Genomic DNA, 26,946 nt, shown 5'->3' with positions numbered 1-26,946 from the left:
CGCTACGCGGAGATGCGGTACCCGTACCCGCGCACGGTCTCGACGACGCCCGGGTCGACGCCGGCCTGCGACAGCTTGTCGCGCAGTCGCTTCACGTGCGTGTCGACGGTCTTCGTCTCCACCAGGTACTGCCAGCCCCATGCCTCGCGAAGCAGGTGCTCCCGGGAGAGCACCTTGCCCGCGTGCCGCATCAGGCACGCCAGCAGCTCGAACTCCCGCGGCGTGAGGTCGATCAGGGTCTCGCCGTAGCGGGCCTCGTGCGCGTCTTCATCGAGCGTGATGCCTGCTGCCTGCAGGACATCGTGCCCGCCAGAAGGGCGCGACTCGTGTGCCGTCGCGCGGCGCAGCAGCGCCTTCACGCGCGCTTGCAGCTCGCGGATCCCGAAGGGCTTGGCGAGGTAGTCGTCTGCCCCCAGCTCGAGGCCGACCACCTTGTCGAGCTCGGTGTCGCGTGCGGACAAGAACAGCACCGGCACCGCGCTTCGTTCGCGCAGGCGGCGGCACGCCTCGTAGCCGTCAGTCCCAGGGAGCATGATGTCGAGGATGACGAGGTCGAACGGCGCGGCGTCGAACAGCGCGAGCGCCTCGTCGCCGTCGTGCGCGCACTCGACTGCGTACCCTTCTTTCTTCAGGTTGTACGACACGAACTGCAAGATGGAGTCTTCGTCGTCCACCACGAGTATGCGGGCCTGCGGAAGCGTCATCGGATCCCTCCCGGTTCGAACGGTCCCGGACGCTTCGATGATAGCACCCGGCGCACGCTTCCACCTGCGGCGTTGCCGGCCCGTTGCGTGCGGCCGGAGAGCTGCTCCAGTCGCTCGGCACGGTCGTCGGGTGGTATGGTACGCGCGGACGACGTACGAGGGAGGCGCGATGATCCTCGGTATCGACGTGGGCAACACCCAGACCGTGCTCGGGCTGTTCAGCGGCGACGAGCTCGACGGGCACTGGCGCATCGCGACGGACGCTTCGATGACTGCCGACGAGCTTCGCGTGAAGGTGGCGGGGCTGCTCGAGCTGGAAGGCGTCGCGTTCGCTGACGTCGAGCGCGTGGTGCTCTCATCGGTGGTGCCTGCGCTCACCGACCAGTACGAGGTCATGGCGAGCCGTGCCACCGGGAAGCCGCCGATGGTCGTCGGGCCGGGCATCAAGACGGGCATCCCCATACGGTACGACGACCCCCGCGAGGTCGGCGCCGACCGCATCGTGAACGCGGTCGCGGCGATCGAGGCGTACGGGGCGCCCGTGATCGTCGTGGACTTCGGGACGGCCACCACCTTCGACGTCGTCGACCCGTCCGGCGCGTACATCGGCGGCGCCATCGCGCCTGGCGTCGAGACGAGCGCCGAGGCGCTGTTCGCGCGCGCGGCCAGGCTCGCGAAAGTCGACCTCGAGCCGCCGTCGCGCGCCATCGGGCGCAACACCACGGAGTCTGTCCAGGCGGGGCTTCTGCTCGGGGAGGCCGCGATGGTCGACGGGCTTGTGAGGCGCATCCAACAAGAGCTCGAAGCGCCGTGCCGCGTCGTCGCCACAGGAGGCCTCGCGGCACGCATGGCGCCGTTGTGCGAGACGATCGACGCAGTCGACCCGGACCTGACCTTGCGAGGTCTGCTCGTGCTGTATCGTCGAAACGCGTAGGCACGGCGCTTGCTTGCTTCAGATGGCGAGCTGGGCGCCTGCATTGGCGCAATCGGCGTCAGGTGGTAGTATCCGGGTGTTCAGGCAAGCAGGCGACGAGCGGTGCTTCGTGCAGATGCGATCGCATCGGAAGCTTCCGTCGCCCTGTTCGGTGTCAGGCATACGAATGGAGTGAGGCCCGTTGAACAAGCGAGCCAAGCAGCGCCTCGTCGGCGTGACGGTGCTCATCCTCATCGTCGTGGGAGCTCTCGTGCTCCTCGTCATGACGCAGGGCGGTGCGTACAAGAAATCCGTGGCCGACGTCGTGTCGGATCCGTCCCTCGTCGGCAAGCAGGTCCAGGTGCAAGGGCCGGTCGTGGCCGGGTCGTGGACCCCTAACGCCAAGCCGCTCACCTTCTCCATCCGCCAGATGGACGATCCGAACGGTCCCACCCTGAAGGTCGTGTGGGGAGGTCCCGTCCCGAGCGCCTTCGGCGATGGCACCGTTGCGATCGTGACTGGCATCGTCGGTGAGGATTCGACCATCGAGGCCAAGCAGCTCATCACACAGTGCCCCAGCAAGTATGCGTCGGCGAAAGACGCGCTCACCGTCGACAAGCTGCTGAGCAGCGAACTTGAAGGCAAGCCTGTCAAGATCACGGGCTACGTGGTCGAGGGCAGCGTCAAGCCCTCGGGCGCCGAGCCGCGGTTCACACTCGGCACGACATCCAAGGGCGGCGAGACGATCGAGGTCTCCTGGGCTGGTGCGATGCCCCAGGGCGCGACCTCGGGCGCCAAGATGGTCATCTCCGGCGAGCTCATGAACGGCGTGTTCGTGGCCACCGACGTGGCGGTCGACGAGAACGAGAAGTAGCGGCTGCGTGCCGCCCCGCATGCCCGTGCTGCTTCGACGATAGGAGAGTTGATGGGGCTCGACACCCTCGGCAACCTGCTTCTCGCATTCGCGAGCATCTGTGCGCTCGGCTCGATCGTGGCCGCGGCCATGGCGAGCACGTCAGGAAAGGGAGCGCGGCCGCTCGCGACGTACCTCACCTACGGGACCCTCGCCTTCACGACGCTCGCGGTCGTGCTCGTCGTCTCGGCGTTCCTCGGCGAGAACTTCACGCTCGAGTACGTCGCCTACAACCACCCGACGATCGTCGGGCCCTGGGCGTGGCTGTTCCGCATCTCCGGGTTGTGGGCAGGCCGGGAAGGGTCACTGCTCCTGTGGGAGTGGCTGGTGGCGGTGTATGCGGCCTACGTCGGCCACAAGGCGCTCAAGCACGATGACGGCCTTGGGTTCGCCGCCACCGGCGTGCTGAACTTCATCCAGCTGTTCTTCCTGGCGGCGCTGTTCATCCCGCTCAACAACCCCTTCAAGCTCCTTCCGCCCGAGTACCTGGATCCGCAGACCGGCCGGCTGCTCATCGAGGCCGGTATGAACCCGCTGCTGCAGACCTGGGCGATGATCGCGCACCCGCCGACCCTGTTCGTCGGCTATGCCGGCCTGGCGGTACCATTCGCCTTCGCTCTGGCCGCGCTCTTCTTGGGCGACGCCTCCAAGCGCTGGGTGCAGATGTCCGACCGGATCACCGTGTTCTCGTGGCTCATGCTCGGCGTCGGAATCGGGCTCGGTGCTATCTGGGCGTACATCGAGCTTGCGTTCGGCGGCTACTGGGCGTGGGACCCGGTCGAGAACGCTTCGCTCCTGCCGTGGCTCACGGGCGTCGCGCTCATCCACTCGATGACCGTGTATCGTCGTCGCGAGGGCTTCAAGGGCTGGACGATGTTCATGTCCGCCGTCACCTTCGTCGTCGTGTTGCTCGGCACGTTCATCACGCGCTCCGGCATCGTGCAGTCGGTGCACGCCTTCGAGCAGGACCCGCTGTCGTTCTGGCTCTTCTTGTCGATGATGGTGGGGTCGCTCGTCGTGATGGTCGGCGCGATCTGGTGGCGGCGCGACATGCTGCGCGGCGACGACTCCTTCGAGCGCGTGCTGTCGAAAGAGGGCTCGTACTACTTCAACAACTTGATCATGCTGTTGGCGACGCTCCTCGTCGCGTACATGACGCTTGCGCAGTCGCTGCCTGTGTGGCTCGGCGGCGGCAAGACGTACGGTATCGACGACTACAATCTGCTGGCGCGTCCGCTCGGCATCTTCTACATCCTGGTGATGACCGTGTGTCCCATTCTCTCGTGGGGCGGTCAGGGATGGGCCGAGTTCTGGAAGCGCGCGAAAGGGCCGCTGGTGGGCGGCCTCGTGCTGTTCGCGGGGCTGATGGCCATCTTCTTCCGCGCGATGCTGCCGTACTACCAGCCTGCTGGTGAGATGGCATTCTGGCATCACCTCATCGCAGTCGCGGGACTGCTCACCGCCGCGCTGGCGATCGCGCTCCCGCTGTTCCTCTTCTACGACGGGGCGCGTAAGCGTGCGGCCGCACGCGGTGAGAGCTTCTTCGCCGCGCTTGGCCGCATCATCACGAAGGCGCGCACGCAGTCGGGCGGGTACCTTACGCACCTCGGCATGGGCATCATTCTCGTCGGCCTCGTCGGCTCGACGATGTTCGTGGAGACGCACGAGCTCACTGTTGCGACGAAGCCCGGCTCGAGCACCGAAGCGCACGGCTACACCTTCACGGTGCGCGGGCTCAATGAGGCCACCGAACCGAACGGGGACGTGGTCTACACGTTCGAGCTCGACGCCAAGCGAGGTTCTCGCGAGATAGGCGTGCTCAAGCCGAAGATCGTCTTCCCGATCCAGCTGCAGAGCAAGAATCAGAGCACGCAGAAAGTGGCGCTCATCCAGGAGCCGCTCAAGGACGTATTCGTGTCGTTCCACGGCGTCGATGACAACGACGCGGCGTCCGTGACGGTGAAGTTCTTCCCGATGCAGTGGTGGGTGTGGACCGGCTTCATCGTGACGATCATCGGCACCGCGCTTGCGTCGTGGCCGAAGCGACAGCTCCAGGCGGCGTGAGGACCCGATGCCTGAGGCCGTCGACCAGCCCGTCGTCGAAGCCCGCGATCTCACGCGGGCGTTCGGCGTTCGCAAGGCGCTCGACGGAGTGAGCTTCTCGATCCCGGACGGCGCCTTCCTGTCCGTGTTCGGCCCGAATGGAGCGGGCAAGACCACGCTGCTCAAGGTGCTGACGACGCTCGTTGCGCCGTCGAGTGGGAGCGCTCGCGTCTGCGGCTTGGACGTCGTCGAAGGTGCAGTCGAGCTGCGTTCGCGCATCGGCCTCATCAGCCACAACCCACTCCTATACCCCGATCTCACTGCCGAAGAGAACCTGCTCTTCTTCGCGGAGATGTACGGCGTCGAGCGGCCGCAGGAGCGCGCGCGCGAGCTCCTCGAGGCGGTCGAGCTCGATCACCGCCGCCTTGACGCGGCCCGCACTTTCTCGCGCGGCATGCTGCAGCGCTTGTCGATCGCCCGTGCGCTGCTCCACCGGCCTGACGTGCTCTTCCTGGACGAGCCGTACTCCGGCCTCGATCCGCACGCGATGGACATCCTTGACTCGCTTCTGACGAGCATCAGGCAGCACCACACGTTCGTGATGGTGAGCCACGATCTCGACAAAGGCCTCGAGCTGTGCACGCACGCGCTGATCCTCGCGCAGGGCCGGGTGGTGCTCTTCGAGCGACGCGAGGACATAGACGAGCGCGAGTTCCGTGCCACCTACCGGTCGGTCGTCGGCATGGGGGTGTCGTGATGGGCTCGCTCTCGTGGCGTCAGTTCACGGCGATCCTGCGCAAGGACATCGTGATGGAGCTCCGCACGCGCGAGATGCTCACCTCGATGGGCCTGTACGCGATCCTCACGATGGTCGTCTACCAGATCGCGCTCGTCGAAGCAGGCGAGGGGCTCGACGTGCGCCTGGTCATGCCAGGGCTCGTGTGGGTGGCGTTCATCTTCATGTCGATGCTCGGCCTGAACCGCTCGTTCGTGCACGAGAAAGACCAGGGGTGCTTAGAGGCGCTTCTGCTTTCTCCGATCGACCGGCCGGTGATCTTCCTCTCGAAGTTCACCGGCAACCTGCTGTTCTTGCTCGTCGTCGAGGTGCTCACCTTGCCGGTGTTCGCGTTCCTCTTCTTGCAAGGTCGGGCCGGGTTCGGCGGGCCGTTGTGGATGCTCGCGCTCGTCTTGGTGGGCGCATCGATCGGCATCTCCGGTATCGGCACGCTGCTTGCGACCATCTCGGTGAACACCACCGGCAAGGACATCATGCTCGCCGTGCTGTTCGTTCCGCTGCAGTACCCGCTGCTCCGCGCGGCGGTCGGCGCGACGTTTGCGGCAGTCATCGGCGGCCCTGATGCGATGGCCTCATTCTGGACCTGGATGGGCTGGATCGGCGGATTCGATATCATAATGGTGCTTGCGGCCTTCGGGCTGTACGAGTTCGTCATCGAAGCGTGAGCGCAGGAAGGAGTCTCGCATGAAGCGTGGCTACCTCGCGGAGGTCATGCTGGCGCTCGGGGCGGTCATCACCACCGCGACGTTCCTCTTGACCTTCTTCTGGGCGCCGCCGAGCGTGTATCCCGACGGTCGCGTGGACTTCGCACAGAAGATCTTCTACTTCCACGTGCCGGTCGCCGAGGCGTCGTTCCTCGTGTTCTTCTTCACCGCGTACTACGGCGTGCGGTTCTTGATGACGAAGCGCAAGGAGTACGACGTCAAGGCGCGCATCGCCACGGAGGTGACGCTCTTCTTCGTGCTTCTGACGATGGCGACGGGCATCCTGTGGACGCGCGTCGAGTGGAACGTGTGGTGGCAGTGGGAGCCGCGTCTCACCACGTACTTCATCATGACGCTGCTCGTCATCGGGTACTTCGTGCTCCGGAACTCCGTCGATGACGAGGAGCGGCGTGCGACCTATGCGGCGGCGTTCGGGATCCTCGCGTTCATCGACGCGCCGATCTCGTTCTTCATCACGCGCGTCGTGCAGAGCACGCATCCCGTGGTGTTCAAGAGCGGGGGGCTCGAGCCGCCGATGCTGGCAACGTTCATCGTGGGCCAGATCGGCATGCTCATGCTGGGGTACGCGTTCTACCAGCTCCGTCTGAAAGAAGAAGAACTCAAGGAGCGTCTCGAAGCGCTCAAGATCGGGCTAGGAGGCTGACGCGATGCAGGACATCTACTCGCAGGTGCTCCCTCAGGCGCCGTACGTGATCTGGGCGTACGCGCTCATCTGGGTGTCGCTGCTGGGGTTCGTCGGCATGGTGTTCGCACGCTTGCGCCGACTCGACAAGCAGATGCAGGTGCTCGAGGAGGCCGTCAGGCGCCGCGAGCAGCAGAGCTAAGGAGCACAGGTGGCCACTGCGGCCGTCATAGCGTTCTGGTTCGCGACGCTGCTGTACGGTGCCGCGACGGTCCTGTACGCCTACCACTTCTTGAGCAAGCGGCCGGCGTACTCTTGGTATGCGACCTTCTTCACGGGCGCGGGCTTCCTGTGCCACACGGCGTCCGTCGGTATGCGCTCAATCGCCGAGGACGGGACGCGCCTGGACGGGCAGAACCAGCTCATCTTGCTAGCGTGGGCTCTTATCCTTGTCTACTTCGTGATCGAGCATCTCGTGAAGATCAAGGTCTACGGAGTGCTCTTGGTGCCCGGCGGCACGCTGCTCATGGTTGTCTCGCAGTTCTTCGCGCGCAAGGGGGCCGCTCCGGTCTCGCCGCTCGTGGAGAACTGGAAGATCGGCATCCACGTGGCGATGATCGTGTTCGCGAACGCCGGATTCATCGTCGGCGCCGTCGCTTCGCTCGCGTACCTGCTCCAGGAGCGCCAGCTGAAGCGCCGCAAGACGAGCATGCTGTTCAAGCGCCTCCCGCCGCTCGCGAGCATCGACCTGCTCGCGCGCCGCGCCATCGCGTTCGCGTTCCCGGCGTACACGGCCGGCCTCATGCTCGGGATCGTGCGGGCGTATGAGACCGATCAGGCCGGCTGGTGGGCCGACCCGCGCGTCATGCTCGCCGGACTGGTGTGGGCCGTCTTCGGCGCATACCTCGGCCTCCACTACTCCGAGCGCGCCACGGCGCGGACGACGGCGCGGCTTGCGCTTCTCGGCGCCGCGCTGGTGGTCGTGCTCGCGATCGTCGCCCGCACGGTGCCTGCAGGCTTCCACGTCTTCGGGGTGTAGCGTGGCGGCCGCTCAGTTCGAGGGCTCTGTCGTCCTCATCACCGGCGCGTCGAGCGGGATCGGGCTTGCGACAGCGCGCGCGTTCGCGGCGCAAGGAGCGCACGTGGCGCTCATCGCGCGGAACCCCGAGCGTCTCGAGCAGGCCGCGTCGGCAGTGCGCGCCGCGGCGCTCGCGAGCAGCCAGCGGGTGCTGGCATTCCCGGCGGACGTCGCTGACGAGCAGGCGGTGCGGGATGCCGTAGCGCAGACGCGTGCGGATCTTGAGCGCATCGACGTGCTCGTGAACTGCGCGGGCATCTACGTGCCGCAGGCGTTCCTCGAGATGCCGCCGGAGCTGTTCCGCGCGCACATCGAGGTGGACTTGATGGGCGTCGCGCACGTGACGCGGGCCGTCGCGCCGGGCATGGTGGAGCGTGGCAGCGGCGCGATCGTCAACGTCTCGTCGATGGCGGGCTTCGTCGGGGTGTACGGGTACTCCGCGTACAGCGCTGCGAAGTACGGCGTGATGGGGTTCTCGGAAGTACTGCGCAGCGAGCTTGCGCCGCACGGCGTGCGGGTGAGCGTGGTGTGCCCGCCGGACGTCGACACGCCCGGTTTCGCTGCCGAGCGAGCCATCCGTCCACCCGAGACCGCGAAGATCGCTGGGAGCGCCAAGACCGTCTCGGCAGATGACATCGCCCGCGTGATCCTCAAGGCTGCGCGCAGCAAGAAGCACCTATGGATACCTGGTGCGAGCAACGCGCTGCTGTACCGCTTGAAGGGCGTCTGGCCTGAGCTCTTCTTCTTCGTCTTCGACCGCCAGATCGCTGAGGTCCGCTCGACCAAGCGCGGCTGAGGCGGCAAAGGGCGAGGCCAGCAACGGTGCGGTTGATCCACTCAGTGGGCTGAGCAAAATTACTCAGTGGGCTGAGCATACGATTCGACACTCCTCCGATACCGCGTGACGACTTCTTGCGCCAGCCGGTCGAGCGGTGGCTCAGCTGACGAGCGGACCGGTGCCTGGCACGGCGCTTGCATTGTGCGAGGGCTAGCACGGGTGGTAGCATGTGCGTGTTCAGGCAAGCGTAGCGTGTGCGCAGATGCGAGGCGTATACCGCCCCCGCCGGGCCTGCTTGCCTGAACAACAACGCACCGCACCGGCGGGGGCGACCCTTTTTGTGATGCAGGCAGAGACGTGACGAAGCGGGCGACATGCACCTGGTCCTCGTCGGTCTGAGCCACAAGACCGCGCCCATAGAGATGAGGGAGAAGCTGACCTTCCCTGCTGCTCGGCAGGCGGAGGCCCTCTCCCTCCTCACTGGCGATGCAGCCATCGCCGAGGCGGTCATCCTCTCCACGTGCAATCGAACGGAGGTCTACGCGCTTTCGTCCGACGTCGACCGCGGCGTGGACGCCGTCCTGGGCTTCCTTGCCGACTACCACGACCTCGACCGTCACGACCTTGTCCGCTACCTCTACATCGTCAAGGGCGAGGCGGTCGTGCGGCACCTGTTCCGAGTCGTCTCATCGCTCGACTCGATGGTCATCGGCGAGGCGCAGATCCTCGGGCAGGTCAAAGAGGCGTACGAGCACGCGTTCGAGAACGGCGCGACCGGTCGCGCGTTCAACCGCTTGTTCCGGCAGTCGTTCGAGGTCGGTAAGCGTGTACGCACCGAGACGGCCATCGGCGAGAACGCCGTGTCCATCAGCTACGCCGCGGTGGAGCTCGCCAAGAAGGTCTTCGACTCGCTTGAAGGCCGCACGGTGCTCATCATCGGCGCTGGCAAGATGAGCGAGCTCACGGCCAAGCACCTGGTGTGCAACGGCGCGGTGGACGTGCTCGTCGCGAACCGCACCTACGAGCGCGCGGTCGAGCTTGCCGAACGGTTCTCCGGGCGCGCGATCGAGTACGGCTCGCTTTTCGAGCGGATGCACGACGCGGACATCGTGATCTCATCCACGGCAGCGCAGGACTTCGTGGTGAGGAAACCCGATGTCGCCGAGGTCATGAAGGGGCGCCGCGGCAGGCCGCTGTTCTTCATCGACATCGCGGTGCCTCGCGACATCGACCCGGCGGTGAACGACCTCTCGGACGTGTACGTCTACGACATCGACGACCTGAACGGCGTCGTCGAGTCGAACCTCGAAGAGCGGATGCGGGAGGCCGAGCGCGCCGAGGCGATCATCGAGGAGGAGATCTCGGAGTTCCTGCGGTGGCAGGAGTCGCTCGAGGTGGTCCCGACGGTCGCTGCCATCCGTGCGAAGGCCGAAGCGATACGTCAGGCGGAGCTCGAGCGCGCCCTCAAGCGCTTAGGCGGCCTCTCGGAGAAGGAGCTCGCCACGATCGACGCGCTCACCTGCGCGATTGTCAACAAGATGCTGCACGGCCCGACGGCGCGTCTGAAGGCCGCCGCCGAGGAGGCCGACGGCTACCTCGTGGTCGAGGCGGCGCGGGAGCTCTACGGGCTGGACGAGGCCGAAGGCGGCCGCGGCCCGGGGCTTCTGCGGACGCTTCTGAACCGGAAGGCCCGCGAGATGCACGACACGCACGCTGCGAACGAAACGGGAGACGGACTTGGCTGCTGAGCGCACGGAGCTCGTGATCGGCACGAGGGGCAGCAAGCTCGCCCTCTGGCAGGCCGAGCACATCAAAGGCATGGTGGAGGAGATCACCGGGCTACCGGTGCGGCTGAAGGTCATCAAGACCACCGGCGACAAGATCCTCGACGTCCCGCTCGCGAAGGTGGGCGGCAAGGGGCTGTTCACCAAGGAGCTCGAGGTTGCGCTTATGGCCGGCGAGGTGGACATGTGCGTCCACTCGATGAAAGATGTCCCGACCGAGCTCCCCGAAGGGCTGTACATCGCTGCGATGCCCGAGCGGGTGGATCCGCGCGACGTCATCGTGAGCGGCAAGGGCTACACGCTCGACTCGCTTCCTGAAGGCGGGCGCGTCGGCACGTCGAGTCTGCGCCGCGTGGCCCAGGTCCGTCACCTGCGGCCGGACGTGGAGATCGTGGACGTCCGGGGCAACCTCGACACGCGCATGCGCAAGGCGGAAGAAGGGCAAGTCGACGCTGTCATCCTCGCGGCGGCCGGCATCACGCGCATGGGCTGGGCGGACCGCATCACGCACTACATCGAGCCCGGCCAGATGATCAGCGCGGTCGGCCAAGGCGCGATCGGTGTGGAGATCCGCGAAGACGACGAGAAGATGCGCCACGTGATGGAGCATATCGGCCATCCGGAGACGATGGAGTGCGTCACCGCCGAGCGGGTCGTGATGCGGCGCCTCGAGGGCGGATGCCAGGTGCCCATCGGCGCATACGCGCGCATCGAGGGCGCGAGGATAGTCATGGACGCCATGGTCGGATCGCTCGATGGCTCGACCATCGTCCGTCGGCGCGTCGAAGGCCCTGCCGAAGACCCCATCGGTCTGGGCGAGCGCATGGTGCGCGAGCTCCTCGAGGGCGGCGCGGGCGCGATACTCGAGGCCATCCGCGGCGCAGAGAGCGCCGACGAGCTCCTGGGGACCTGAGCGATGAGCGCGCTTCCCGGCACCATCGAAGGTCCGCTTACAGGCGTCACCGTCGCCGTGACGCGCGCTCCTGAGCAGTCCGAGCAGCTCGTGACGATGCTTCTCGAGCGCGGCGCCGAGGTCTTGCCGTTCCCGACGATTCAGATTGCGGATCCCGAAGACGCCGGTCCGCTCGACGAGGCCATCCGCCACCTGGGGGTGTACTCGTGGGTGGTGTTCACCTCGGCGAACGCGGTCGATCGGTTCTTCGCGCGCCTGTACGCGAGCGGGCGGGACGCGCGCCACGTCGCGGGGCTGCGCGTCGCGTGCGTGGGGCCGGCGACGGCCGCCGCGTGCGAACGCAACGGCATCCGAGCGGACTACGTGGCCGAGAAGCACATCGGTGAAGCGCTCGCTGAAGGGCTGCTCGCGCGCGGCGTGCGCGAGGGATCGCGGGTGCTCCTGCCGCGCGCCGAGGAGGCGCGCGAGGTGCTGCCGGACGCGCTCCGGCAGGCCGGAGCCCTGGTAGACGTGGTGGTGGCGTACCGCACGGTTCTTGGTCCTGGCGATCCGGCGACGCTCGCGGCCCTCGAGGCGGGCGAGGTTGACTACGTGACCTTCACCTCGGGTTCGACGGTGCGCAACTTCGTCGAGCTCGCTCCCGATGCGGATCGCGAGCGGCTCATCGCTGCCTGCATCGGGCCGATCACCGCGAAGGTCGCCAGGGAGGCGGGTTTTGCGACGGTGATCGAGCCGGTGGAGTACACGGCACCCGCGTTGGTCGAAGCCATCGAGCGGCACGCCCGGAGGCGCACGTTCGAGGTCGGGACGGATTGACAAAGCGCGCCGAGGTCGGCATTGTATACATCTGCCCCGGCAGGGCCGGGTCGGACGACGGGGATGTAGCTCAGCTGGGAGAGCGCTACCTTCGCACGGTAGAGGCCGGCGGTTCGAGTCCGCTCATCTCCACCAACGTATACGATGTCGAGGCGGCCTGTGAACGCAGGGCGCCTCGACTGTTTCTGTGACAGGTGCGAGAAGCGAGGAGGTGCGTCGTGGTCACGAGTGGTGCCGCGAACGGGTTCGAGCAGTTCGTGTACTACGCAGGGCCGATCATCCAGATGCTGTACTGGATCGTCATGGCCGTGGCTGCAGTCTCGGCAGTGCTGCTGCTCAAGCGCTGGGTCGACCACGCGACGCGCGATGCGAGCGCCTCTGGCGATGGTGCCGAGGCAGACGAGCCGACAGTCGACATCGAGCCGTTCGTCGAGTGACGTCCGGTCCGAGCAACGAAAGCGAGGCGAGGCACGATGCCTGAGTTCCCGGTGTACCGTCCGCGGCGCTTGCGCCGGAGCGAGACGCTGCGTGCGATGGTGCGAGAGACGTCGCTTGACGTGCGCGACCTCATCTACCCGCTGTTCGTCGAGTTCGGCGAGGGCGTGAAGCGCGAGGTCCCGTCCATGCCCGGCGTCTACAACATGTCGCTCGACCAGCTCCCTGCCGAGATCGACGAGCTCAAAGCGCTCGGCATCCCCGCGGTCATCCTGTTCGGCATCCCTGCCTCGAAAGACGAGGCCGGAAGCGGCGCGTACGCGGAAGACGGGATCGTGCAGCAGGCAATCCGTACCATCAAGGCGCACGACCCGGACTTCTTCGTCATCACCGACGTATGCATGTGCGAGTACACCTCGCACGGCCACTGCGGCATCCTCGACGAGGGCGGCTGTGTGATGAACGACGTCACGCTCGAAATGCTCGCCCAGACCGCCGTGAGCCACGCCGAGGCGGGGGCCGACATGGTCGCTCCGTCCGACATGATGGATGGGCGCGTGGGCGCGATCCGGTCCGCGCTGGACGCCGAGGGCTTCACCGATGTCCCGATCATGGCGTACTCGGCGAAGTACGCGAGCGCGTACTACGGCCCATTCCGTGACGCTGCGGACAGCGCTCCCGCGTTCGGCGACCGCCGGGCGTACCAGATGGATCCGGCGAACGGCGAGGAGGCGCTGCGCGAGGTGCTGCTCGACATCGAGGAGGGCGCGGACATCGTCATGGTGAAGCCTGCGCTCGCGTACCTCGACATCGTCCGCCGCGTGAAAGACGAGTTCGGTTACCCCACTGCCGCCTACAACGTGAGCGGCGAGTACGCGATGGTGAAGGCGGCTGCTGCCCGCGGCTGGATCGACGAGCGCCGTGTGGTGCTCGAGACGCTCACGAGCATGAAGCGCGCAGGCGCCGACCTCATCTTGACCTACCACGCCAAAGACGTCGCGCGCTGGCTGGCCGACGCGTGACGCGAACGGAGAGGGACTCGATGGCTGAGAACGTGGGAAACGCAGACGCGCGACCCGACCTTGATCTCGAGCAGGACCTCGGCGACGACCGGCCCGTGCTCGATGAGAGCGAGCTTGCGGCCGCCGAGGCCGGGTGTGGGACCGGCGTCGCGATCGTGATGGGGAGCGGCGAGGGGGAGGCGCTCTCCTCGCTGGCTTCGCCGCCTCCGGCGGCTGCAGAGGCTTCGTCGAGCGCCTCCCCCTCGCCGCACGCGCATGCCCTCGCAGGCCCTCCGCCTCCGGCGGCTGCAGAGGCTTCGTCGAGCGCCTCCCCCTCGCCGCACGCGCCCGCCGCCGGCGGGCATCCGGCGGGCGTGCCGGGCGGCCCCGGTGGTCACCCTGCGGGCGTGCCGCGCCAGCGTCACGGCGGGGCGCGCTCGGTGGGCTTCCGACCCGGCGGCGGGCCTGCCGCCCTCGCATACGAGGAGCGCACGGGCATCAAGGCGCCACGCATCATCGCGTGGGAGATCACGCGCTCGTGCAACTTGAGCTGCGCGCACTGCCGTGCGGCTGCTGAGTTCGGCTACTATCCGGGCGAGCTGTCTCTCGACGAGATCAAGGCCGTCATCGACGATATCGCCACCATCAGCAATCCCATCATCATCCTCACCGGCGGCGAGCCGCTGATGCGGCCGGACATCTGGGACATCATCGACTACGCGCACGAGAAGGGCTGCATGCCGGTCATCGGCACCAACGCAACGCTCATCACCGAGGAGATCGCCGCCAAGATGGCGGAGCACAGGATCCCGCGCATCAGCGTCTCGATCGACTTTCCGACCGCCGAGGAGCACGACGCGTTCCGCGGCCAGCCGGGGTGCTTCGATGCGAGCATCGAAGGCATCAAGATCGCCAAACGCCACGGCATCGGCGTGCAGATCAACATGACCGTCACGACGCTCAACCACACCAAGGTCGCCGAGGTGCACGACCTGGCGGAGTCGCTCGGCGTGGACGCGTTCCACATCTTCATGCTCGTGCCGACCGGCCGCGGCGCCGACCTTCTGGACAAGGAGCTCCCGCCCGAGGAGTACGAGCGCGTGCTCACCTGGGCGTACCACCGCCAGAAGACGAGCCCGCTGCACTTCAAGCCCACGGACTCGCCGCACTACTACCGCATCATCCGGCAGCTGGCGAAGGCCGAGGGCCGCAAGGTCACGCGCGAGGAGTACGGCCTCGACGCCATGACGCGCGGCTGCCTGGGCGGCATCACCTTCTGCTTCATCAGCCACACCGGCGACATCCAGCCGTGCGGCTACTTCGACATGCAGCTCGGCAACGTCAAAGAGCAGCGGTTCTCCGACATCTGGACGAACTCGCCGGTCTTCAACGACCTGCGCGACTACAGCAAGCTCAAGGGCAAGTGCGGCCGGTGCGAGTACAAGGCGGTCTGCGGCGGGTGCCGTGCCCGTGCGCTCGAGATCACCGGCGACTACCTGGAGGCCGAACCCTACTGCATCTACGAGCCGAAGACCCCGGAAGGGAGCTGCTGAGCATGAGGACCGACCGCTCGCACGAGCTTCTTGACCGCGCACAGCGCGTCATCCCTGGCGGCGTGAACTCGCCTGTCCGCGCGTTCCGGAGCGTGGGTGGCGAGCCGGTGTTCTACGAGCGTGCGAAAGGTTCGCGCGTGTGGGACGTCGACGGCAACGAGTACGTCGACTTCGTGGCATCGTGGGGCCCGATGATCCTCGGGCATGCGCCGGACGCGGTGCTCGACGCCGTTCGCGAACAGCTCGAGCTTGGCACCTCGTACGGCGCCCCGTGCGAGGCCGAGGTGCTGATGGCCGAGGCGGTCGTCGAGGCCGTGCCGTCCATCGAGATGGTGCGCATGGTGTCGAGCGGCACGGAAGCCACCATGAGCGCCATCCGGCTCGCGCGCGGGTACACGGGCCGTGAGAAGTTCGTCAAGTTCGACGGCTGCTACCACGGTCACTCCGACGCCCTTCTGGTGGCGGCAGGGAGCGGTCTGCTCACGCTCGGCATCCCGAGCACGCCGGGCGTGACCAAGGGCGCGGCCGCCGACACGATCGTCTTGCCGTACAACGACATCGAGGCCGTGCGAGCTGCGTTCGCGGAGCAGGGCGAGCAGATCGCGGCGGTGATCGTCGAGCCGGTGGCCGGCAACATGGGCGTGGTTCCCCCAGCGGAAGGGTTCCTCGAGGGGCTGCGCGTGGTGTGCGACGAGTACGGCGCGGTTCTCATTTTCGACGAGGTCATCACGGGCTTCCGCGTTGCCCTGGGCGGTGCGCAGGAGCGCTACGGCGTGATGCCCGACCTCACGACGCTCGGCAAGATCATCGGTGGCGGTTTCCCGGTGGGCGCATTCGGCGGCAAGCGTGAGATCATGGAGCGTCTGGCTCCTGTCGGCCCCGTCTACCAGGCCGGCACGCTCTCGGGCAACCCGGTCGCGATGGTCGCTGGCCTCGCGCTGATCGAGGCCCTCAAGCAGCCGGGCGTGTACGACGAGCTCGAGCGCAAGGGCGCGCGGCTGGAGGCCGGCCTGCGCGCGGCGGTCGAGCAGGCGGGCGTGGACGCGTTCCTGACGCGCGTGGGGTCGATGGCGTGCATGTTCTTCACCGCGGAGCAGGTGCGGGACTGGAAGACCGCCTCGACGAGCGACACCGACCGGTACGCGCGGTACTTCCGCGGCATGCTGGAGCGGGGCGTCATGCTCGCGCCGAGCCAGTTCGAGGCGACCTTCGTCGGGCTCGCGCACACAGACGACGACATCGACCGCATGACGGCCGCTGCCGCGGAGGTGCTTGCGAGCATCGAGTGAGCGGGGCGGTTACCAAGCTCCGTTCGGGAAAACCATTCACCCCGTGAATGAAAATCATTCAGGGGGTGATGGATTCCTGCTCGAGGACGCACCAAGCCGTCGAGCAGACTTCGTGCTCGCATGGAGCAAGATCATCGCGCTGCCGTGGCATCTCATCGCAGGGGCCGGTGCGGCAGAAGCGAACGGCTGACCACTTCTACGTCTCGTGCCGCTGGTGTACCCTGTGGAGGTTGCCGTCAGCGCTGTTTCCGCGGCGCGGGGTCACGAAGGGTGTGAAAAGCGACGATGAAGGCGATCATCCCGGCAGCGGGTCTCGGCACCCGCTTCTTGCCGGCCACCAAGGCGCAGCCCAAAGAGATGCTGCCGGTGCTGAACAAGCCGGTGATCCAGTACGTCGTCGAGGAGGCCGTGGCGGCCGGCGTCGACGACGTCTTGATCATCACCGGGCGCGGCAAGCGCGCGATCGAGGACCACTTCGACCGCTCGGTGGAGCTGGAAGACCTGCTCGAGCGCGCAGGCGACACGGAGAAGCTTCGGCAGGTGCGCGGCATCTCCGAGCTCGCGGAGGTCTTCTACGTGCGCCAGAAGCGGCCGCGCGGCCTCGGTCACGCAGTGCTATGCGGCGCCGCGCACACGGGCGACCAGCCGTTCTTCGTGCTGCTCGGCGACGTCATCATGCCGAATGCCTCGTGCCTGAAACGGCTTCGCGAGGTCCACGAGCGATACGGGGCGTCGGTCATTGCCGTCACGCCGGTGGAAGAACAGTACGTGAGCCGGTACGGTGTCATCGCCGGGCACGAGGTGGAGCCGGGCGTGTGGAAGGTCACCGACCTGGTGGAGAAGCCCGCCATCAACACGGCGCCGAGCAACTTGGCCATCTTCGGCCGCTACCTTCTGACGCCGAAGGTGATGGAGATCCTGCCGCACGTCGAGCCCGGCCGGGGAGGCGAGATCCAGCTCACCGACGCGCTACGCGAGCTGCTGAAGAGCGAGGAGCTGTACGCGATCTCGCTGGAGTGCGAGGGCTACGACACCGGCAACGTGCTCTCGTGGATCGAGGCGAACATCGCGCTCGGGCTGGAAAGCCCCGAGTTCGGCGCAGACCTGCGGGAGCGCTTGGAGGCGCTGCTCGGGCGGGGGACGCGAGGCGAGGAGTAGGAGGGCTCAGTCCCGCGCGCCGTCCTCGTCGTCGAAGCCCACCCTCTCATGCACGACGTACAGCGGTCTGCCGCGGACCTCGTCGTAGATCCTGCCGACGTACTCGCCAAGTATCGCGAGCGACAGCAGCTGCACGCCTCCCATGAACAGCACCGCGACCATGAGCGAGGTCCAGCCGGGGACGACGTCGCCGCCGCGCAGCCGCTCGACGATCGCGTAGACGATGACGCCGAAGCCGATGAGCGCCGACAGCGCTCCGAAGAGCGCCGCGAGCTGCAGCGGTCTCAGCGAGAAGGACACGATGCCGTCCGCGGCCAGCCGGAGCATCTTGCCGAGCGGGTACTTCGTTCGTCCCGCGGCCCGCTCTTCCCGATCGTAGTGGACATACGCTCGCTGGAAGCCGAGCCACGCGACCAGCCCCCGGATGAAGCGGCTGCGCTCCCGCATGGAGATGAGCGCGTCCGCTGTTCGGCGGCTCATCAAGCGGAAGTCGCCTGAATCGAGCGGGATGTCGACTGCGGCCAACGAGCGCATCAGGCGATAGAACGCTGCCGCCGTGGCCTTCTTGAAGAGGCTCTCCCCGCGTCGCGCCCGCCTGACCGCGAAGACGATGTCGGCGCCCTCCCGCCACTTCTCCACCATCTTCGGGATGAGTTCCGGCGGGTCTTGGAGATCGGCGTCGATCACCGTCACGGTGTCTCCGCGCGCCGCGTCGATGCCTGCCGTGATCGCTGTCTGGTGGCCGAAGTTCCTCGAGAAGCGTATCAGCCGCAGGTTGGGGTAGGCGGCCCGTGCCGAATCGAGGATCTCCCAGGTGCCGTCCGTACTTCCGTCATCGACGACGATGATCTCGTAGGCCGGCAGGGCGGAGAGCGCAGCAGTTGCGCGCTCAAGGAAGGTCAGGGCTACCTCCCGCTCGTTGTACATCGGCACTACGATGCTGTGCAGCTCTTCTCTTGCCATCGTCTCCCCGATCGATGAGCCCGCTCTTGGCCGACGCGGCTACTTGCTCAATGATATAGCAGGTCTGCCGCAGAAGGAGCGGGCGTGTCGCGTGTGCTGAGATTCGGTCTCGTCGGTGTGGCGAACACCTTCGTCACGTACGTCGTGTTCGTGCTGCTGAACGCCGGGCTCGGGGCTGACCCGGCGACAGCGCACGCTGCCGGGTGGACGTTGGGCGTCATCAATTCCTTCGTGCTCAACCGGTCGTGGACGTTCAAAGACAGGGACTCCTCAGGCCGAGCGTTTGTTCGGTTCATCGCGGCGAACGCGTTCGTGCTGCTCGTGGGCACGGTCGCGATCGCGCTGCTCAAAGGGCCCGCAGATGAGCTCGGTCGCGGGGTCGGTGTGAGCCAGGAACAGTCGTATGCGGGGCTCGAAGCGCTCGTCCTCGTGCCCTCGGTGCTCCTCAACTACCTGCTTGCGAACCACTGGGTGTTCCGGAAGCCTGCCGCTGGCTGACGCGGTCGTCGAGCGCCACGACGACGCACACGATGCCGAAGGTCGCCGACCACGTGTACAGTCCCAGCATGTATGGGTGGAATGGCATCGTGAGCAGCGCCGGCAACATCTCAAAGGCCACGGCTGCTGCGAAGGCAGCGACGACAGCGGCTGGCGGTCTGCGTCTGATGAGGGCGACGAGGCCGAGGCCGACGAGAAGCAGCGCTCGAAACACCTCCGTCGCCAGCTTCGCGGCCACAGTCCGCACGACGAATACGGGGTCGGTGCGGACGATCCTGAGCACTTCCGATCTCAGCGCGGCTTCGTACTCGCGAGAAAGGTACGGGGCGTCAGGCGCGAGCTCGGCGGCCTTCCGCGCCGCCACGCTGTCGTCCCACGCGGAGACGTATGGGTTCGGCAGGTAGGCGAGCCCGATGTACGCGCTGTGCCAGAAGGGGTGGCCGACGGGCATGCTGCGGTAGCCTGCGACGTGCACAGCGAGGTAGCTCTCGCGGCGGTCCAGCAACGCCGAGAACCCCGCCAGGACCACGGCCGCTCCGATGGCAAGCGCTAGCAGGGCGGCGAGCTTCTTCTTCCAGCCGTCCTTGAGCCAGAACACGACAAGGATCACGGCGAACAGGACCATAGACGTCGCTGATTGGCTGCGCACGAGATGGCTCGCGGCGCCGAGCGCTCCGAGCGCAACCATGAAGAGCACAGTCCTCCAGTCGGACGCTCTATCGCGCAGCCGCACGAGAAGCCACGGGACGAACGCGAAGGCGTACGCGAAGCACACCGTGTAGACGTCAGCGATCTTGAACGCTCCGAGACACAGCACCGCCGCGACCCCCAGGGCGTACAGTCGCGCGAGCGTACTGCGTGTGAGCCGGAATAACCCGAGCACCCCGACGACCGCTGCGACAGCGATCAGGAACACCACGAACACCTGATATGCGGAGTACACGTCGAGCCGCAGGATTCGGGCGATCCACGGCACGATCAGGTACAGCCCAGGGTCGTCGCTGAAGCCAGCGGGGGCGAGGGCGCCGTTTCTGTACGCTACGAGCGGCATGCCGGTTCTCAGAAGCCCTTGGTACGTCGCGGCAAGCTCAGCAAGCCTGCACTGCATGATGTCTATGTTTATCAACTGCGTTCCTCCGATGTCCTGGCCACGACAAGTAGCGACATCCCCACGGGCATCCGCGCCCGCCGCAGCACGGGGACCTCGAGCGAGAAGACCGTGCGGAGCCCCGCGTTCAGCCATCCGGGCGGCGCATCGACGCCAAGGGCGCGTCGCGAGCCCGTGAGGTTCGCTGCGAACCGAGAGGCGTATCCCACGGGCAGCAGGAACATGTTGAAGTAGGTGATGCGCCAGGACGCGAATCCAGACGATGCAAGCGCGCTTTCCAGCGTCCGTTGTGTATAGCGTCTGAAGTGCGCGTTATCTTCGTCGTGGACGCTCCACAAAGAAGGCAAGGCCGGTACCGTCGCTACCAGCCATCCGCCCGGCTTGAGCACGCGGGCGATCTCGGCCGCGGCGACCGTGTCGTTGTCGCAGTGCTCGAGGACGTCGAGCGCCAGCACGGCGTCAGCGATCCCGTTGGGAAGGTCGAGCCTCGGCAACGCGCCTTCCGTGACGCGGCAGCCTCTGCCCAGGGCGACTTCGACTGCCGCCGCGCTCGGCTCGATGCCGGCGAGATGCCAGTTCGGGTGAGCCTGTTGCAGGTACGAGAGAAAGCCACCTGTTCCGCAGCCGATCTCGATGACGCGGGCGGTGTCTGGGAGGCTCACGCTGTCGAGGGCGTCCAGCACGATCCGGCGGCGGACCGCGAACCACCAGTGGCGGTCTTCCACGCTGCCGATCTTCAGCAGTAGCCCTTCGTCCATCCCCGTCCTTTCCGCGTGCCGTTCCGATTCTCGCACATCGTCGCACAGTCAAGGCTATTTGACGCATCGGCGTGCATGCGCGAAGATTCAACCGTTCGGGTTCTGAACAGTTCGGAGCGTGCATGCGAGCCACTGCCGCAGGCAAGGACGCCGAGCTCCGAGAGCTGCTTGCTCTCGAGCAGATCGAGCGCAACCCGGAGATCTCCCAGCGCCAGCTCGCACGCGAGCTCGGCGTCGCGCTCGGCGTCGCGAACGCCTGCGTGCGAACGCTGGTGCGCAAGGGCCTTGTGAAGATCCGCGGCGAAAGCAACCGCTCCATCACCTACCACCTCACCAAAGAGGGCCTGTTGCGGAAAGCCGCGCTCGCTCTGGAGTGGACCAACAACACCATCAACGATTACGTCGCAGCGCGAACACGGCTTCGCGCCCAGATGGAAGCGCTCGCAGGCCACGGCTTCACGCGCATCGCGGTCCTCGGGGCCGACGAAGCGGCAGAGCTCGTGGCGCTGGTGGCGCCGGAGTGCGGCATGTCGGTCATCGCAGCCATCGATGCTGGCGGCAGGCGCATCGGCGACGCGCTCGCGGGCGTGCCGGTGCTTCGGCCTGACGAGCTGGATGCCGAAAGGGTCGACGCTATCGTATCTCTCGCAGGGACTGCCGGTCCCTCGGATGTCGCCTGGAAAGCCCCGGTCATAGACCTGAACGGCCGGCCTGTGCAAAGGACGGGATCATGAAGCAGGTTCTCGTGAAGCAAGGACAGGTGCTTGTCGAAGAGGTGCCCGCTCCGAAGGCCGAACCGGGCACGGTGGTGGTCGCCATCGATCACTCGTGCATCTCGGCTGGCACCGAGCTGAGCGGCATGCAGGCGAGCGCGGTGCCGCTGTGGAAGCGGGCGCTCCGCAACCCCGACAAGGTGCTCACCGTGCTCAAGATGGTGACCACCGAAGGCGTCGGTCGGACGAAGGCGGTCGTTGAGGGGCGGCTGGCGTCCGGGGACCCGACCGGCTACTCGGTGGCCGGCACCGTGATGGAGGTGGGCGCCGGCGTCGCGGACATCGCCCCAGGCGAGCGGGTGGCGTGCGCGGGGGCGCAGGCTGCGCACCACGCCGAGGTGGTGCGCGTGCCACGGAACCTGGTCGTGAAGGTGCCGGACGGCGTGTCGCTCGCGCACGCGAGCACGGTCACGCTGGGCGCCATCGCGCTGCAAGGCGTCCGCCGTCTGGAGCCGACGCTCGGCGAATCGTTCGTGGTGATCGGGCTCGGCATCCTCGGTCAGCTCACGGTCCAGATGCTGAAAGCCGATGGGTGCCGCGTCATCGCGCTCGACCTCGACGCCTCCCGCGTGGCGCTGGCCGAGCGGTTGGGAGCGGACATCGGCCTGCGGCAGGAAGACGGCGACGCGATCGAGCGCGTGGCCCGGCTGACCGACGGCTACGGCGCAGACGGCGTGATCATCACGGCCGCGACGAAGTCGAGCGAGGTCGTCTCGAGCGCGTTCAAGATGTGTCGCCGCAAGGGGCGTGTGGTGCTGGTCGGAGACGTCGGGCTCGACATCAAACGCGAGGACATCTATGCGAAGGAGCTCGACTTCCGCATCTCGACCTCGTACGGGCCAGGACGCTACGATGCGCGGTACGAGGAGCACGGCCTCGACTACCCCATCGGCTACGTGCGGTGGACCGAGAACCGCAACATGGCCGAGTACCTCCGGCTCGTGGCGGACGGGAAGATCGACCTCGATGCGATGATCTCCGCGGTCTATCCGGTGGACGAAGCCGCCGGGGCGTACGAAGCGCTCAAGCACGGCGAGCCTCGGCCCCTGATGGTGCTGCTGTCGTACCCGCGTCCCGTGAAGGAGCGCGCGCAGCGTGTCGTGCCGAACCCCCTCGCGACGCCTGCGCACGACGGTTCCGTTCGTATCGCGCTCATCGGGGCGGGAGGCTTCGCGAAGGGCATGCACTTGCCGAACATCAAGGCGCAGCCAGAGCTCATGACGTTGCATGCCGTCTGCACGCGGACCGGCCACAACGCACAGGCGACCGCCCGGCAGTACGGAGCGAGGTATGCGACGACGGACGTCGAGCAGGTGCTCGCTGACCCTGAGGCGGACGCCGTGCTCATCGCGACGCGGCACGACCTCCACGCTGGCCTTGCCCTCAAAGCGCTTGCGGCGGGCAAGCACGTGCTCGTCGAGAAGCCGCTCGGCATCACGCGCGACGAGGTCGAGCGCGTCGTGGCGTTCTTCGAGGAACGCGAGCGGGAAGGCGCGGCCGCTCCTGTGCTGCTCACCGGCTTCAATCGCCGCTTCTCACCGTTCGCCGTGCGCCTGAAGGAGCTTACCGCGCGGCGCAGCGACCCCATGCACATCGTCTACCGCATGAACGCCGGCTACATCCCGCTCGATCACTGGGTGCACGGGCCCGAAGGCGGCGGTCGGAATATCGGCGAGGCGTGCCACATCTACGACCTGTTCACCTACCTCACGGACGCACGCGTGACCGGCGTGCAGGTCGCGGCTGTCGAGCCTCGCACCGGGACGTACGCACGCAACGACAACTTCACCGCCACATTCACCTTCGAAGACGGGTCTGTCGCGACGCTCGTGTACACGGCGCTGGGTTCTGCGGACTACCCGAAAGAGCAAGCGGAGGTCTTCTCCGACGGCAAGATCTACGTCCTCGATGACTACAAGGCGCTCCGGGTCGTGGGTTCACCCGCCAAAGGCGTCGAGACGAAGGTCGTCGACAAGGGGCAGGCTGCGGAGATCGCGGCGTTCGCACGCGCGGTCCGCGAGGGCGGGGATTGGCCGATCCCGCTCTGGCAGCAGGAGCAGGCGATGCGGATGGCGTTCGACGTCGAGGACGCGCTCAGGGGCGAGCGCTGATGTGCGGCATCGTCGGGGCGCTCGTCTTCGACGGCTCGCCGTTTCAGGTGAGCGAGCCGTACATCACGCGCATGCGCGACACGATGGCGCACCGCGGGCCGGACGGCGCAGGCGCGTGGACGTCGCCTGACGGGCGTGTGGGGCTCGGCCACCGCCGGCTCTCCATCATCGACCTCTCGGACGCCGCCAATCAGCCCATGGGCAACGAGGACGGCTCGGTGCAGGTCGTCTTCAACGGCGAGATCTACAACCACACCGAGATCCGCCGCGAGCTCGAGGCTCGGGGCGGTCATGTCTGGCGCACCGACCACTCCGACACCGAGGTGATCGTGCACGCGTTCGAGGAGTGGGGTATCGAATGCGTGCACCGTTTCCGCGGGATGTTCGCCATCGGCATCTGGGACGGCCGCTCCGGCGAGCTGTGGCTGGTGCGCGACCGCATCGGTATCAAGCCGCTGTACTACGGCGTGCACGACGGCCGCCTGGTCTTCGCGAGCGAGATAAAGGCGCTCCTCGAAGACCCGGACCAGGTGCGCGCAGTGGACGAGGAGGCGTTCTTCCACTACCTGTCGTTCCTCACGACCCCTGCGCCGATGACGCTGTTCGCCGGCATCTGCAAGCTGCCGAACGCGACGTGGATGCGCGTCCGCCACGACGGCGCCGTCGAGGAGCGCCGGTACTGGGACGCGGCCGCCGATGCCGAGGACCTGAGCGGATGGAGCGAGAGCGACGTGGTCGAGCGCTTGCTCGAGGAGCTCCGGCAGTCGGTGCGGCTGCGCAAGATCGCCGACGTGCCGGTGGGGGTCTTCCTGTCCGGCGGCATCGACTCGTCCACCAACGCCGCGCTGTTCAGCGAGGGCGAAGGTGGGCCGGTCAAGACGTTCTCCATCGGCTACGAAGGCGAATACGGCTCGTACAAGAACGAGCTGCACTACGCGCGTCGCATGGCCCAGGCCGTGGGCGCGGACCATCACGAACTTCTGCTTACGCCGCGTGACCTCATCGATTTCCTGCCGCGCATGGTGTGGCTGCAAGACGAACCGATCGCTGACCCGGTGTGCGTGCCCGTGTACTACGTGAGCAAACTGGCGCGCGAGAATGGCGTCATCGTCTGCCAGGTGGGCGAGGGATCGGACGAGCTCTTCTACGGCTATCCGTGGTGGAAGACGCGCTTGGACCTCCAGCGCTGGCACGACACGCTGCCTGTGCCTGCGTTCGTGAAGCGCGCGGGGCTGGCCGCGTTGCGAGCAGCCGGCAAGGACCGGGGGCTGCCGTACGAGTACCTGAGCCGCAGCGCGCGCAACGAGCGCATCTTCTGGGGCGGGGCCGAGGCGTTCACGGACACGATGAAGCACCGGTTGCTCTCGCCGCGTCTTCGAGAGCGGTTCGCGGGGCGTACCTCGTGGGAGGCCGTCGAGCCCATCTGGAGCCGGTACCGCGAGAGCGCAGCGACGCCATCGCGGCTCGGGTGGATGTCGTACGTCGACCTCAACATGCGGCTGCCGGAGCTGCTGCTCATGCGCGTCGACAAGATGAGCATGGGTGTTTCGCTCGAGGGCCGCGTGCCGTTCTTGGACCATAGCTTCGTGGAGTTCGCGATGGGGATCCCTGAGCGCATGAAGATCGGCGATGGCCACGAGTTCAAGCGGGTGCTCAAGAAGGCCGTGCGCGGTCTCATCCCCGACGAGCTCATCGACCGCCCGAAACAGGGCTTCGGCGTGCCGGTGTACGAGTGGATGTTCGCGGAGCTGGGCGATCGCGCGCGCCGCGAGCTGGAAGAGTTCTGCGAACAGACGGACTTCCTCGACAGGAGCGAGGTGCTGCGTCTGTTCGACGCCGGCTACCAGAGCGAGATCTGGTACCTGCTCAACTTCGCGCTGTGGTGGAAGCGGTTCGTGGCCGATGGGTGACCGAGGAACCATGCGAGCGATCAGTGAGGCCGCGGGCTGGATCCGCGTTCGGCTTCGCGAGGTCGCGGCATCGGACTTCGCCCGCAAGGTCGCCGAAACGATGGCGACGAGGGTCGCGCTGCTCGGGATAGGCTTGGTAACGAGCGTGCTGATCGCTCGCTCGCTGGGGCCCGCAGGCCGAGGGCTGCAAGCCACAGTGGCAGCGATCACGGCCCTCGGCGTGCAGTTCGGAAACCTCGGGCTGCATTCATCCAACACGTACTACGTGGCCAAAGACAAGCGACTGCTGCCGGTGCTTGTTGGCAACAGTATGCTGGTGGGTCTCGGAGTCGGCTCGATCATTTGCCTTGCCGTTGCAGCAGCAATTGCGGTGCGTCCTGACATCTCACCTCTGGCCCCGACTCTGTTGGCACTCGCTCTTGCAGGGGTGCCCATAGGCCTAAGCTACCTGCTGCTCCAGAACCTGCTGCTGGGCGTCGGCGAGGTCCGAGCGTACAACACCATCGAGCTCGTGATGAGGATTGTGATGGTGCTCGTTCTCGCCGTGCTCATCGTAGGTAAGCGGGTCTCGGTCGAGGGCGTGGCGCTTGTGGGATTGGCCGTTTCTGCCATCTCTGGATGGTGGGCCCTGGCCAGACTGCGTCGGCATCTTAATGCGAAGGTCACGGTAGCGCTGCCGATTCTGCGGCAGCATCTTTCGTATGGCGTGAAGGCGTATTTCTCAGCGCTCTTCGCATACACCGTGTTGCGAGCCGACATCCTGATGTGTAAATACATTCTGGGCGCTGAGCCGACGGGCCAGTACTCCATCGCCGCTTCGATGGCCGACCTCGTCTACATGCTCCCCGTCGTTGCCGGGACCATCATGTTCCCGCGGCTTTCTGCGACTGCTGATGCGGCGGACCGCTGGATGAAGGCGAAGCGGGCAGCTAAGTGGATGGGTGTATTGTTGGTCGGGCTGGCGCTGCTGGCTGGTCTCCTCGCTGCTCCGGCAGTGCGTCTTCTGTACGGCGATGCCTTTCTTCCGGCCGTGCCCGCGTTCCTCTGGCTTCTGCCAGGCATCGTCGCGCTCGGCGTCAATGCGATCCTGATGAACTACTTCGCTTCTGAGGGCATGCCGGCGGTTGCGGTGTGGTCGCCAGCGCTTGCGTCGCTCGTCAACATCGGGCTGAACCTGTGGTTGCTGCCACAGATGGGGATACAGGGCGCTGGGGTCGCGTCGAGCCTGGCCTACTGCTCGATGCTCATGTTCAGTCTTGCGTATCTACGCTCTCGTCAATCTCGACGAGATAATGCGTAGGAGG

Annotated in this window: 26 protein-coding genes and 1 tRNA gene; 23 read left to right on the top strand and 4 right to left on the bottom strand. The window is 66.7% G+C overall.

From position 1 onward, the window contains the following. Positions 1–2 precede the first annotated feature (2 nt). Entirely contained in the window at positions 3–704 is a 702-nt protein-coding gene (locus tag MX659_RS07235) for a response regulator transcription factor (RefSeq protein ID WP_267192803.1), read from the bottom strand. Between the two features lie 169 nt (positions 705–873). Between MX659_RS07235 and MX659_RS07230 the strand changes: the two genes are divergently transcribed. From MX659_RS07230 to galU, 18 genes are all read left to right on the top strand, one after another. Next, the gene (locus tag MX659_RS07230) at positions 874–1,638 is read left to right on the top strand and encodes a type III pantothenate kinase (protein WP_267192802.1); all 765 of its coding nucleotides are present in this window, start codon (positions 874–876) and stop codon (positions 1,636–1,638) included. Positions 1,639–1,819: 181 nt separating this feature from the next. Further along, on the top strand, positions 1,820–2,491 hold the full coding sequence (locus MX659_RS07225) for a cytochrome c maturation protein CcmE domain-containing protein (protein WP_267192801.1): 672 nt from the start codon (positions 1,820–1,822) through the stop codon (positions 2,489–2,491). A gap of 51 nt (positions 2,492–2,542) precedes the next feature. Beyond that, entirely contained in the window at positions 2,543–4,594 is a 2,052-nt protein-coding gene (locus MX659_RS07220; RefSeq protein WP_267192800.1) for a heme lyase CcmF/NrfE family subunit, read from the top strand. A 7-nt stretch (positions 4,595–4,601) separates the two neighbouring features. Then, on the top strand, positions 4,602–5,330 hold the full coding sequence (locus MX659_RS07215; protein ID WP_267192799.1) for an ABC transporter ATP-binding protein: 729 nt from the start codon (positions 4,602–4,604) through the stop codon (positions 5,328–5,330). Beyond that, entirely contained in the window at positions 5,330–6,034 is a 705-nt protein-coding gene (locus tag MX659_RS07210; RefSeq protein WP_267192798.1) for a heme exporter protein CcmB, read from the top strand. Before MX659_RS07215 ends, MX659_RS07210 begins: the two co-directional genes overlap by 1 nt. 19 nt (positions 6,035–6,053) lie before the next feature. Continuing rightward, the gene (ccsA, locus tag MX659_RS07205) at positions 6,054–6,737 is read left to right on the top strand and encodes a cytochrome c biogenesis protein (RefSeq protein ID WP_267192797.1); all 684 of its coding nucleotides are present in this window, start codon (positions 6,054–6,056) and stop codon (positions 6,735–6,737) included. 4 nt (positions 6,738–6,741) lie between these two features. After that, positions 6,742–6,918, top strand: a complete 177-nt coding sequence (locus MX659_RS07200; protein WP_267192796.1) for a hypothetical protein — start codon at positions 6,742–6,744, stop codon at positions 6,916–6,918. A gap of 9 nt (positions 6,919–6,927) precedes the next feature. Next, positions 6,928–7,755, top strand: a complete 828-nt coding sequence (locus tag MX659_RS07195; protein WP_267192795.1) for a cytochrome C assembly family protein — start codon at positions 6,928–6,930, stop codon at positions 7,753–7,755. 1 nt (position 7,756) lies between these two features. After that, complete coding sequence (locus MX659_RS07190; protein ID WP_267192794.1) at positions 7,757–8,590, top strand: SDR family oxidoreductase; 834 nt, start codon at positions 7,757–7,759, stop codon at positions 8,588–8,590. Between the two features lie 356 nt (positions 8,591–8,946). After that, positions 8,947–10,320 (top strand): glutamyl-tRNA reductase, encoded by a 1,374-nt coding sequence (gene hemA / locus MX659_RS07185; protein ID WP_267192793.1) that lies wholly within the window; start codon positions 8,947–8,949, stop codon positions 10,318–10,320. Beyond that, positions 10,310–11,269, top strand: a complete 960-nt coding sequence (gene hemC, locus MX659_RS07180; protein ID WP_267192792.1) for a hydroxymethylbilane synthase — start codon at positions 10,310–10,312, stop codon at positions 11,267–11,269. Before hemA ends, hemC begins: the two co-directional genes overlap by 11 nt. Before the next feature lie 3 nt (positions 11,270–11,272). After that, positions 11,273–12,085 carry a uroporphyrinogen-III synthase gene (locus tag MX659_RS07175; RefSeq protein ID WP_267192791.1) on the top strand — a complete coding sequence of 271 codons (813 nt, stop codon included), beginning with the start codon at positions 11,273–11,275 and terminating at the stop codon, positions 12,083–12,085. 59 nt (positions 12,086–12,144) lie between these two features. Beyond that, positions 12,145–12,220 (top strand) — tRNA-Ala (locus MX659_RS07170). A gap of 83 nt (positions 12,221–12,303) precedes the next feature. Continuing rightward, on the top strand, positions 12,304–12,522 hold the full coding sequence (locus tag MX659_RS07165; RefSeq protein WP_267192790.1) for a hypothetical protein: 219 nt from the start codon (positions 12,304–12,306) through the stop codon (positions 12,520–12,522). Positions 12,523–12,558: 36 nt separating this feature from the next. Further along, the gene (gene hemB / locus MX659_RS07160; RefSeq protein ID WP_267192789.1) at positions 12,559–13,542 is read left to right on the top strand and encodes a porphobilinogen synthase; all 984 of its coding nucleotides are present in this window, start codon (positions 12,559–12,561) and stop codon (positions 13,540–13,542) included. Positions 13,543–13,562: 20 nt separating this feature from the next. Next, positions 13,563–15,074: a radical SAM/SPASM domain-containing protein gene (locus tag MX659_RS07155; protein WP_267192788.1), complete on the top strand. Its 1,512-nt coding sequence runs from the start codon at positions 13,563–13,565 to the stop codon at positions 15,072–15,074. A gap of 2 nt (positions 15,075–15,076) precedes the next feature. Further along, a complete protein-coding gene (gene hemL, locus MX659_RS07150) occupies positions 15,077–16,363 on the top strand; it encodes a glutamate-1-semialdehyde 2,1-aminomutase (RefSeq protein WP_267192787.1) in 1,287 nt (428 codons plus the stop codon). Between the two features lie 285 nt (positions 16,364–16,648). Continuing rightward, positions 16,649–17,521, top strand: a complete 873-nt coding sequence (galU, locus tag MX659_RS07145; RefSeq protein WP_267192786.1) for a UTP--glucose-1-phosphate uridylyltransferase GalU — start codon at positions 16,649–16,651, stop codon at positions 17,519–17,521. Between the two features lie 6 nt (positions 17,522–17,527). Here the strand turns inward: galU and MX659_RS07140 are convergent, their stop codons facing one another. Then, positions 17,528–18,484: a glycosyltransferase family 2 protein gene (locus MX659_RS07140; protein ID WP_267192785.1), complete on the bottom strand. Its 957-nt coding sequence runs from the start codon at positions 18,482–18,484 to the stop codon at positions 17,528–17,530. Between the two features lie 84 nt (positions 18,485–18,568). Between MX659_RS07140 and MX659_RS07135 the strand changes: the two genes are divergently transcribed. Continuing rightward, positions 18,569–18,982 (top strand): GtrA family protein, encoded by a 414-nt coding sequence (locus MX659_RS07135; RefSeq protein ID WP_267192784.1) that lies wholly within the window; start codon positions 18,569–18,571, stop codon positions 18,980–18,982. Here MX659_RS07135 and MX659_RS07130 read toward each other — a convergent pair. Both MX659_RS07130 and MX659_RS07125 read right to left on the bottom strand, forming a co-directional pair. Next, the gene (locus tag MX659_RS07130; protein ID WP_267192783.1) at positions 18,930–20,108 is read right to left on the bottom strand and encodes a hypothetical protein; all 1,179 of its coding nucleotides are present in this window, start codon (positions 20,106–20,108) and stop codon (positions 18,930–18,932) included. The genes MX659_RS07135 and MX659_RS07130 overlap by 53 nt on opposite strands. After that, positions 20,105–20,848: a class I SAM-dependent DNA methyltransferase gene (locus MX659_RS07125; protein WP_267192782.1), complete on the bottom strand. Its 744-nt coding sequence runs from the start codon at positions 20,846–20,848 to the stop codon at positions 20,105–20,107. Before MX659_RS07125 ends, MX659_RS07130 begins: the two co-directional genes overlap by 4 nt. A gap of 122 nt (positions 20,849–20,970) precedes the next feature. Between MX659_RS07125 and MX659_RS07120 the strand changes: the two genes are divergently transcribed. The 4 genes from MX659_RS07120 to MX659_RS07105 are packed head-to-tail and all read left to right on the top strand — an operon-like array spanning position 20,971 to position 26,942. Further along, positions 20,971–21,582: a winged helix-turn-helix transcriptional regulator gene (locus MX659_RS07120; RefSeq protein ID WP_267192781.1), complete on the top strand. Its 612-nt coding sequence runs from the start codon at positions 20,971–20,973 to the stop codon at positions 21,580–21,582. Continuing rightward, a complete protein-coding gene (locus MX659_RS07115; RefSeq protein WP_267192780.1) occupies positions 21,579–23,732 on the top strand; it encodes a bi-domain-containing oxidoreductase in 2,154 nt (717 codons plus the stop codon). The genes MX659_RS07120 and MX659_RS07115 overlap by 4 nt, the downstream gene beginning before the upstream one ends. Next, complete coding sequence (gene asnB / locus MX659_RS07110) at positions 23,732–25,642, top strand: asparagine synthase (glutamine-hydrolyzing) (protein ID WP_267192779.1); 1,911 nt, start codon at positions 23,732–23,734, stop codon at positions 25,640–25,642. The genes MX659_RS07115 and asnB overlap by 1 nt, the downstream gene beginning before the upstream one ends. A 10-nt stretch (positions 25,643–25,652) precedes the next feature. Continuing rightward, positions 25,653–26,942 carry an oligosaccharide flippase family protein gene (locus MX659_RS07105; protein WP_267192778.1) on the top strand — a complete coding sequence of 430 codons (1,290 nt, stop codon included), beginning with the start codon at positions 25,653–25,655 and terminating at the stop codon, positions 26,940–26,942. Positions 26,943–26,946 lie beyond the last annotated feature (4 nt).

Source organism: Parvivirga hydrogeniphila (assembly GCF_023371205.1).
Classification (GTDB): domain Bacteria; phylum Actinomycetota; class Coriobacteriia; order Anaerosomatales; family Anaerosomataceae; genus Parvivirga; species Parvivirga hydrogeniphila.
This window is presented reverse-complemented; position numbering and strand designations above follow the sequence as displayed.

Bases quoted from the DNA above. Each gene is read 5' to 3' on its own strand.
- MX659_RS07125 (WP_267192782.1), bottom strand. From the start codon at position 20,848: ATGGACGAAGGGCTACTGCTGAAGATCGGCAGCGTGGAAGACCGCCAC.
- MX659_RS07220 (WP_267192800.1), top strand. From the start codon at position 2,543: ATGGGGCTCGACACCCTCGGCAACCTGCTTCTCGCATTCGCGAGCATC.
- MX659_RS07105 (WP_267192778.1), top strand. From the start codon at position 25,653: ATGCGAGCGATCAGTGAGGCCGCGGGCTGGATCCGCGTTCGGCTTCGC.
- MX659_RS07155 (WP_267192788.1), top strand. From the start codon at position 13,563: ATGGCTGAGAACGTGGGAAACGCAGACGCGCGACCCGACCTTGATCTC.
- galU (WP_267192786.1), top strand. From the start codon at position 16,649: ATGAAGGCGATCATCCCGGCAGCGGGTCTCGGCACCCGCTTCTTGCCG.
- MX659_RS07215 (WP_267192799.1), top strand. From the start codon at position 4,602: ATGCCTGAGGCCGTCGACCAGCCCGTCGTCGAAGCCCGCGATCTCACG.
- MX659_RS07200 (WP_267192796.1), top strand. From the start codon at position 6,742: ATGCAGGACATCTACTCGCAGGTGCTCCCTCAGGCGCCGTACGTGATC.
- MX659_RS07115 (WP_267192780.1), top strand. From the start codon at position 21,579: ATGAAGCAGGTTCTCGTGAAGCAAGGACAGGTGCTTGTCGAAGAGGTG.
- MX659_RS07235 (WP_267192803.1), bottom strand. From the start codon at position 704: ATGACGCTTCCGCAGGCCCGCATACTCGTGGTGGACGACGAAGACTCC.
- hemB (WP_267192789.1), top strand. From the start codon at position 12,559: ATGCCTGAGTTCCCGGTGTACCGTCCGCGGCGCTTGCGCCGGAGCGAG.
- hemA (WP_267192793.1), top strand. From the start codon at position 8,947: ATGCACCTGGTCCTCGTCGGTCTGAGCCACAAGACCGCGCCCATAGAG.
- MX659_RS07140 (WP_267192785.1), bottom strand. From the start codon at position 18,484: ATGGCAAGAGAAGAGCTGCACAGCATCGTAGTGCCGATGTACAACGAG.
- MX659_RS07120 (WP_267192781.1), top strand. From the start codon at position 20,971: ATGCGAGCCACTGCCGCAGGCAAGGACGCCGAGCTCCGAGAGCTGCTT.
- ccsA (WP_267192797.1), top strand. From the start codon at position 6,054: ATGAAGCGTGGCTACCTCGCGGAGGTCATGCTGGCGCTCGGGGCGGTC.
- MX659_RS07175 (WP_267192791.1), top strand. From the start codon at position 11,273: ATGAGCGCGCTTCCCGGCACCATCGAAGGTCCGCTTACAGGCGTCACC.
- MX659_RS07210 (WP_267192798.1), top strand. From the start codon at position 5,330: ATGGGCTCGCTCTCGTGGCGTCAGTTCACGGCGATCCTGCGCAAGGAC.
- MX659_RS07230 (WP_267192802.1), top strand. From the start codon at position 874: ATGATCCTCGGTATCGACGTGGGCAACACCCAGACCGTGCTCGGGCTG.
- asnB (WP_267192779.1), top strand. From the start codon at position 23,732: ATGTGCGGCATCGTCGGGGCGCTCGTCTTCGACGGCTCGCCGTTTCAG.
- hemL (WP_267192787.1), top strand. From the start codon at position 15,077: ATGAGGACCGACCGCTCGCACGAGCTTCTTGACCGCGCACAGCGCGTC.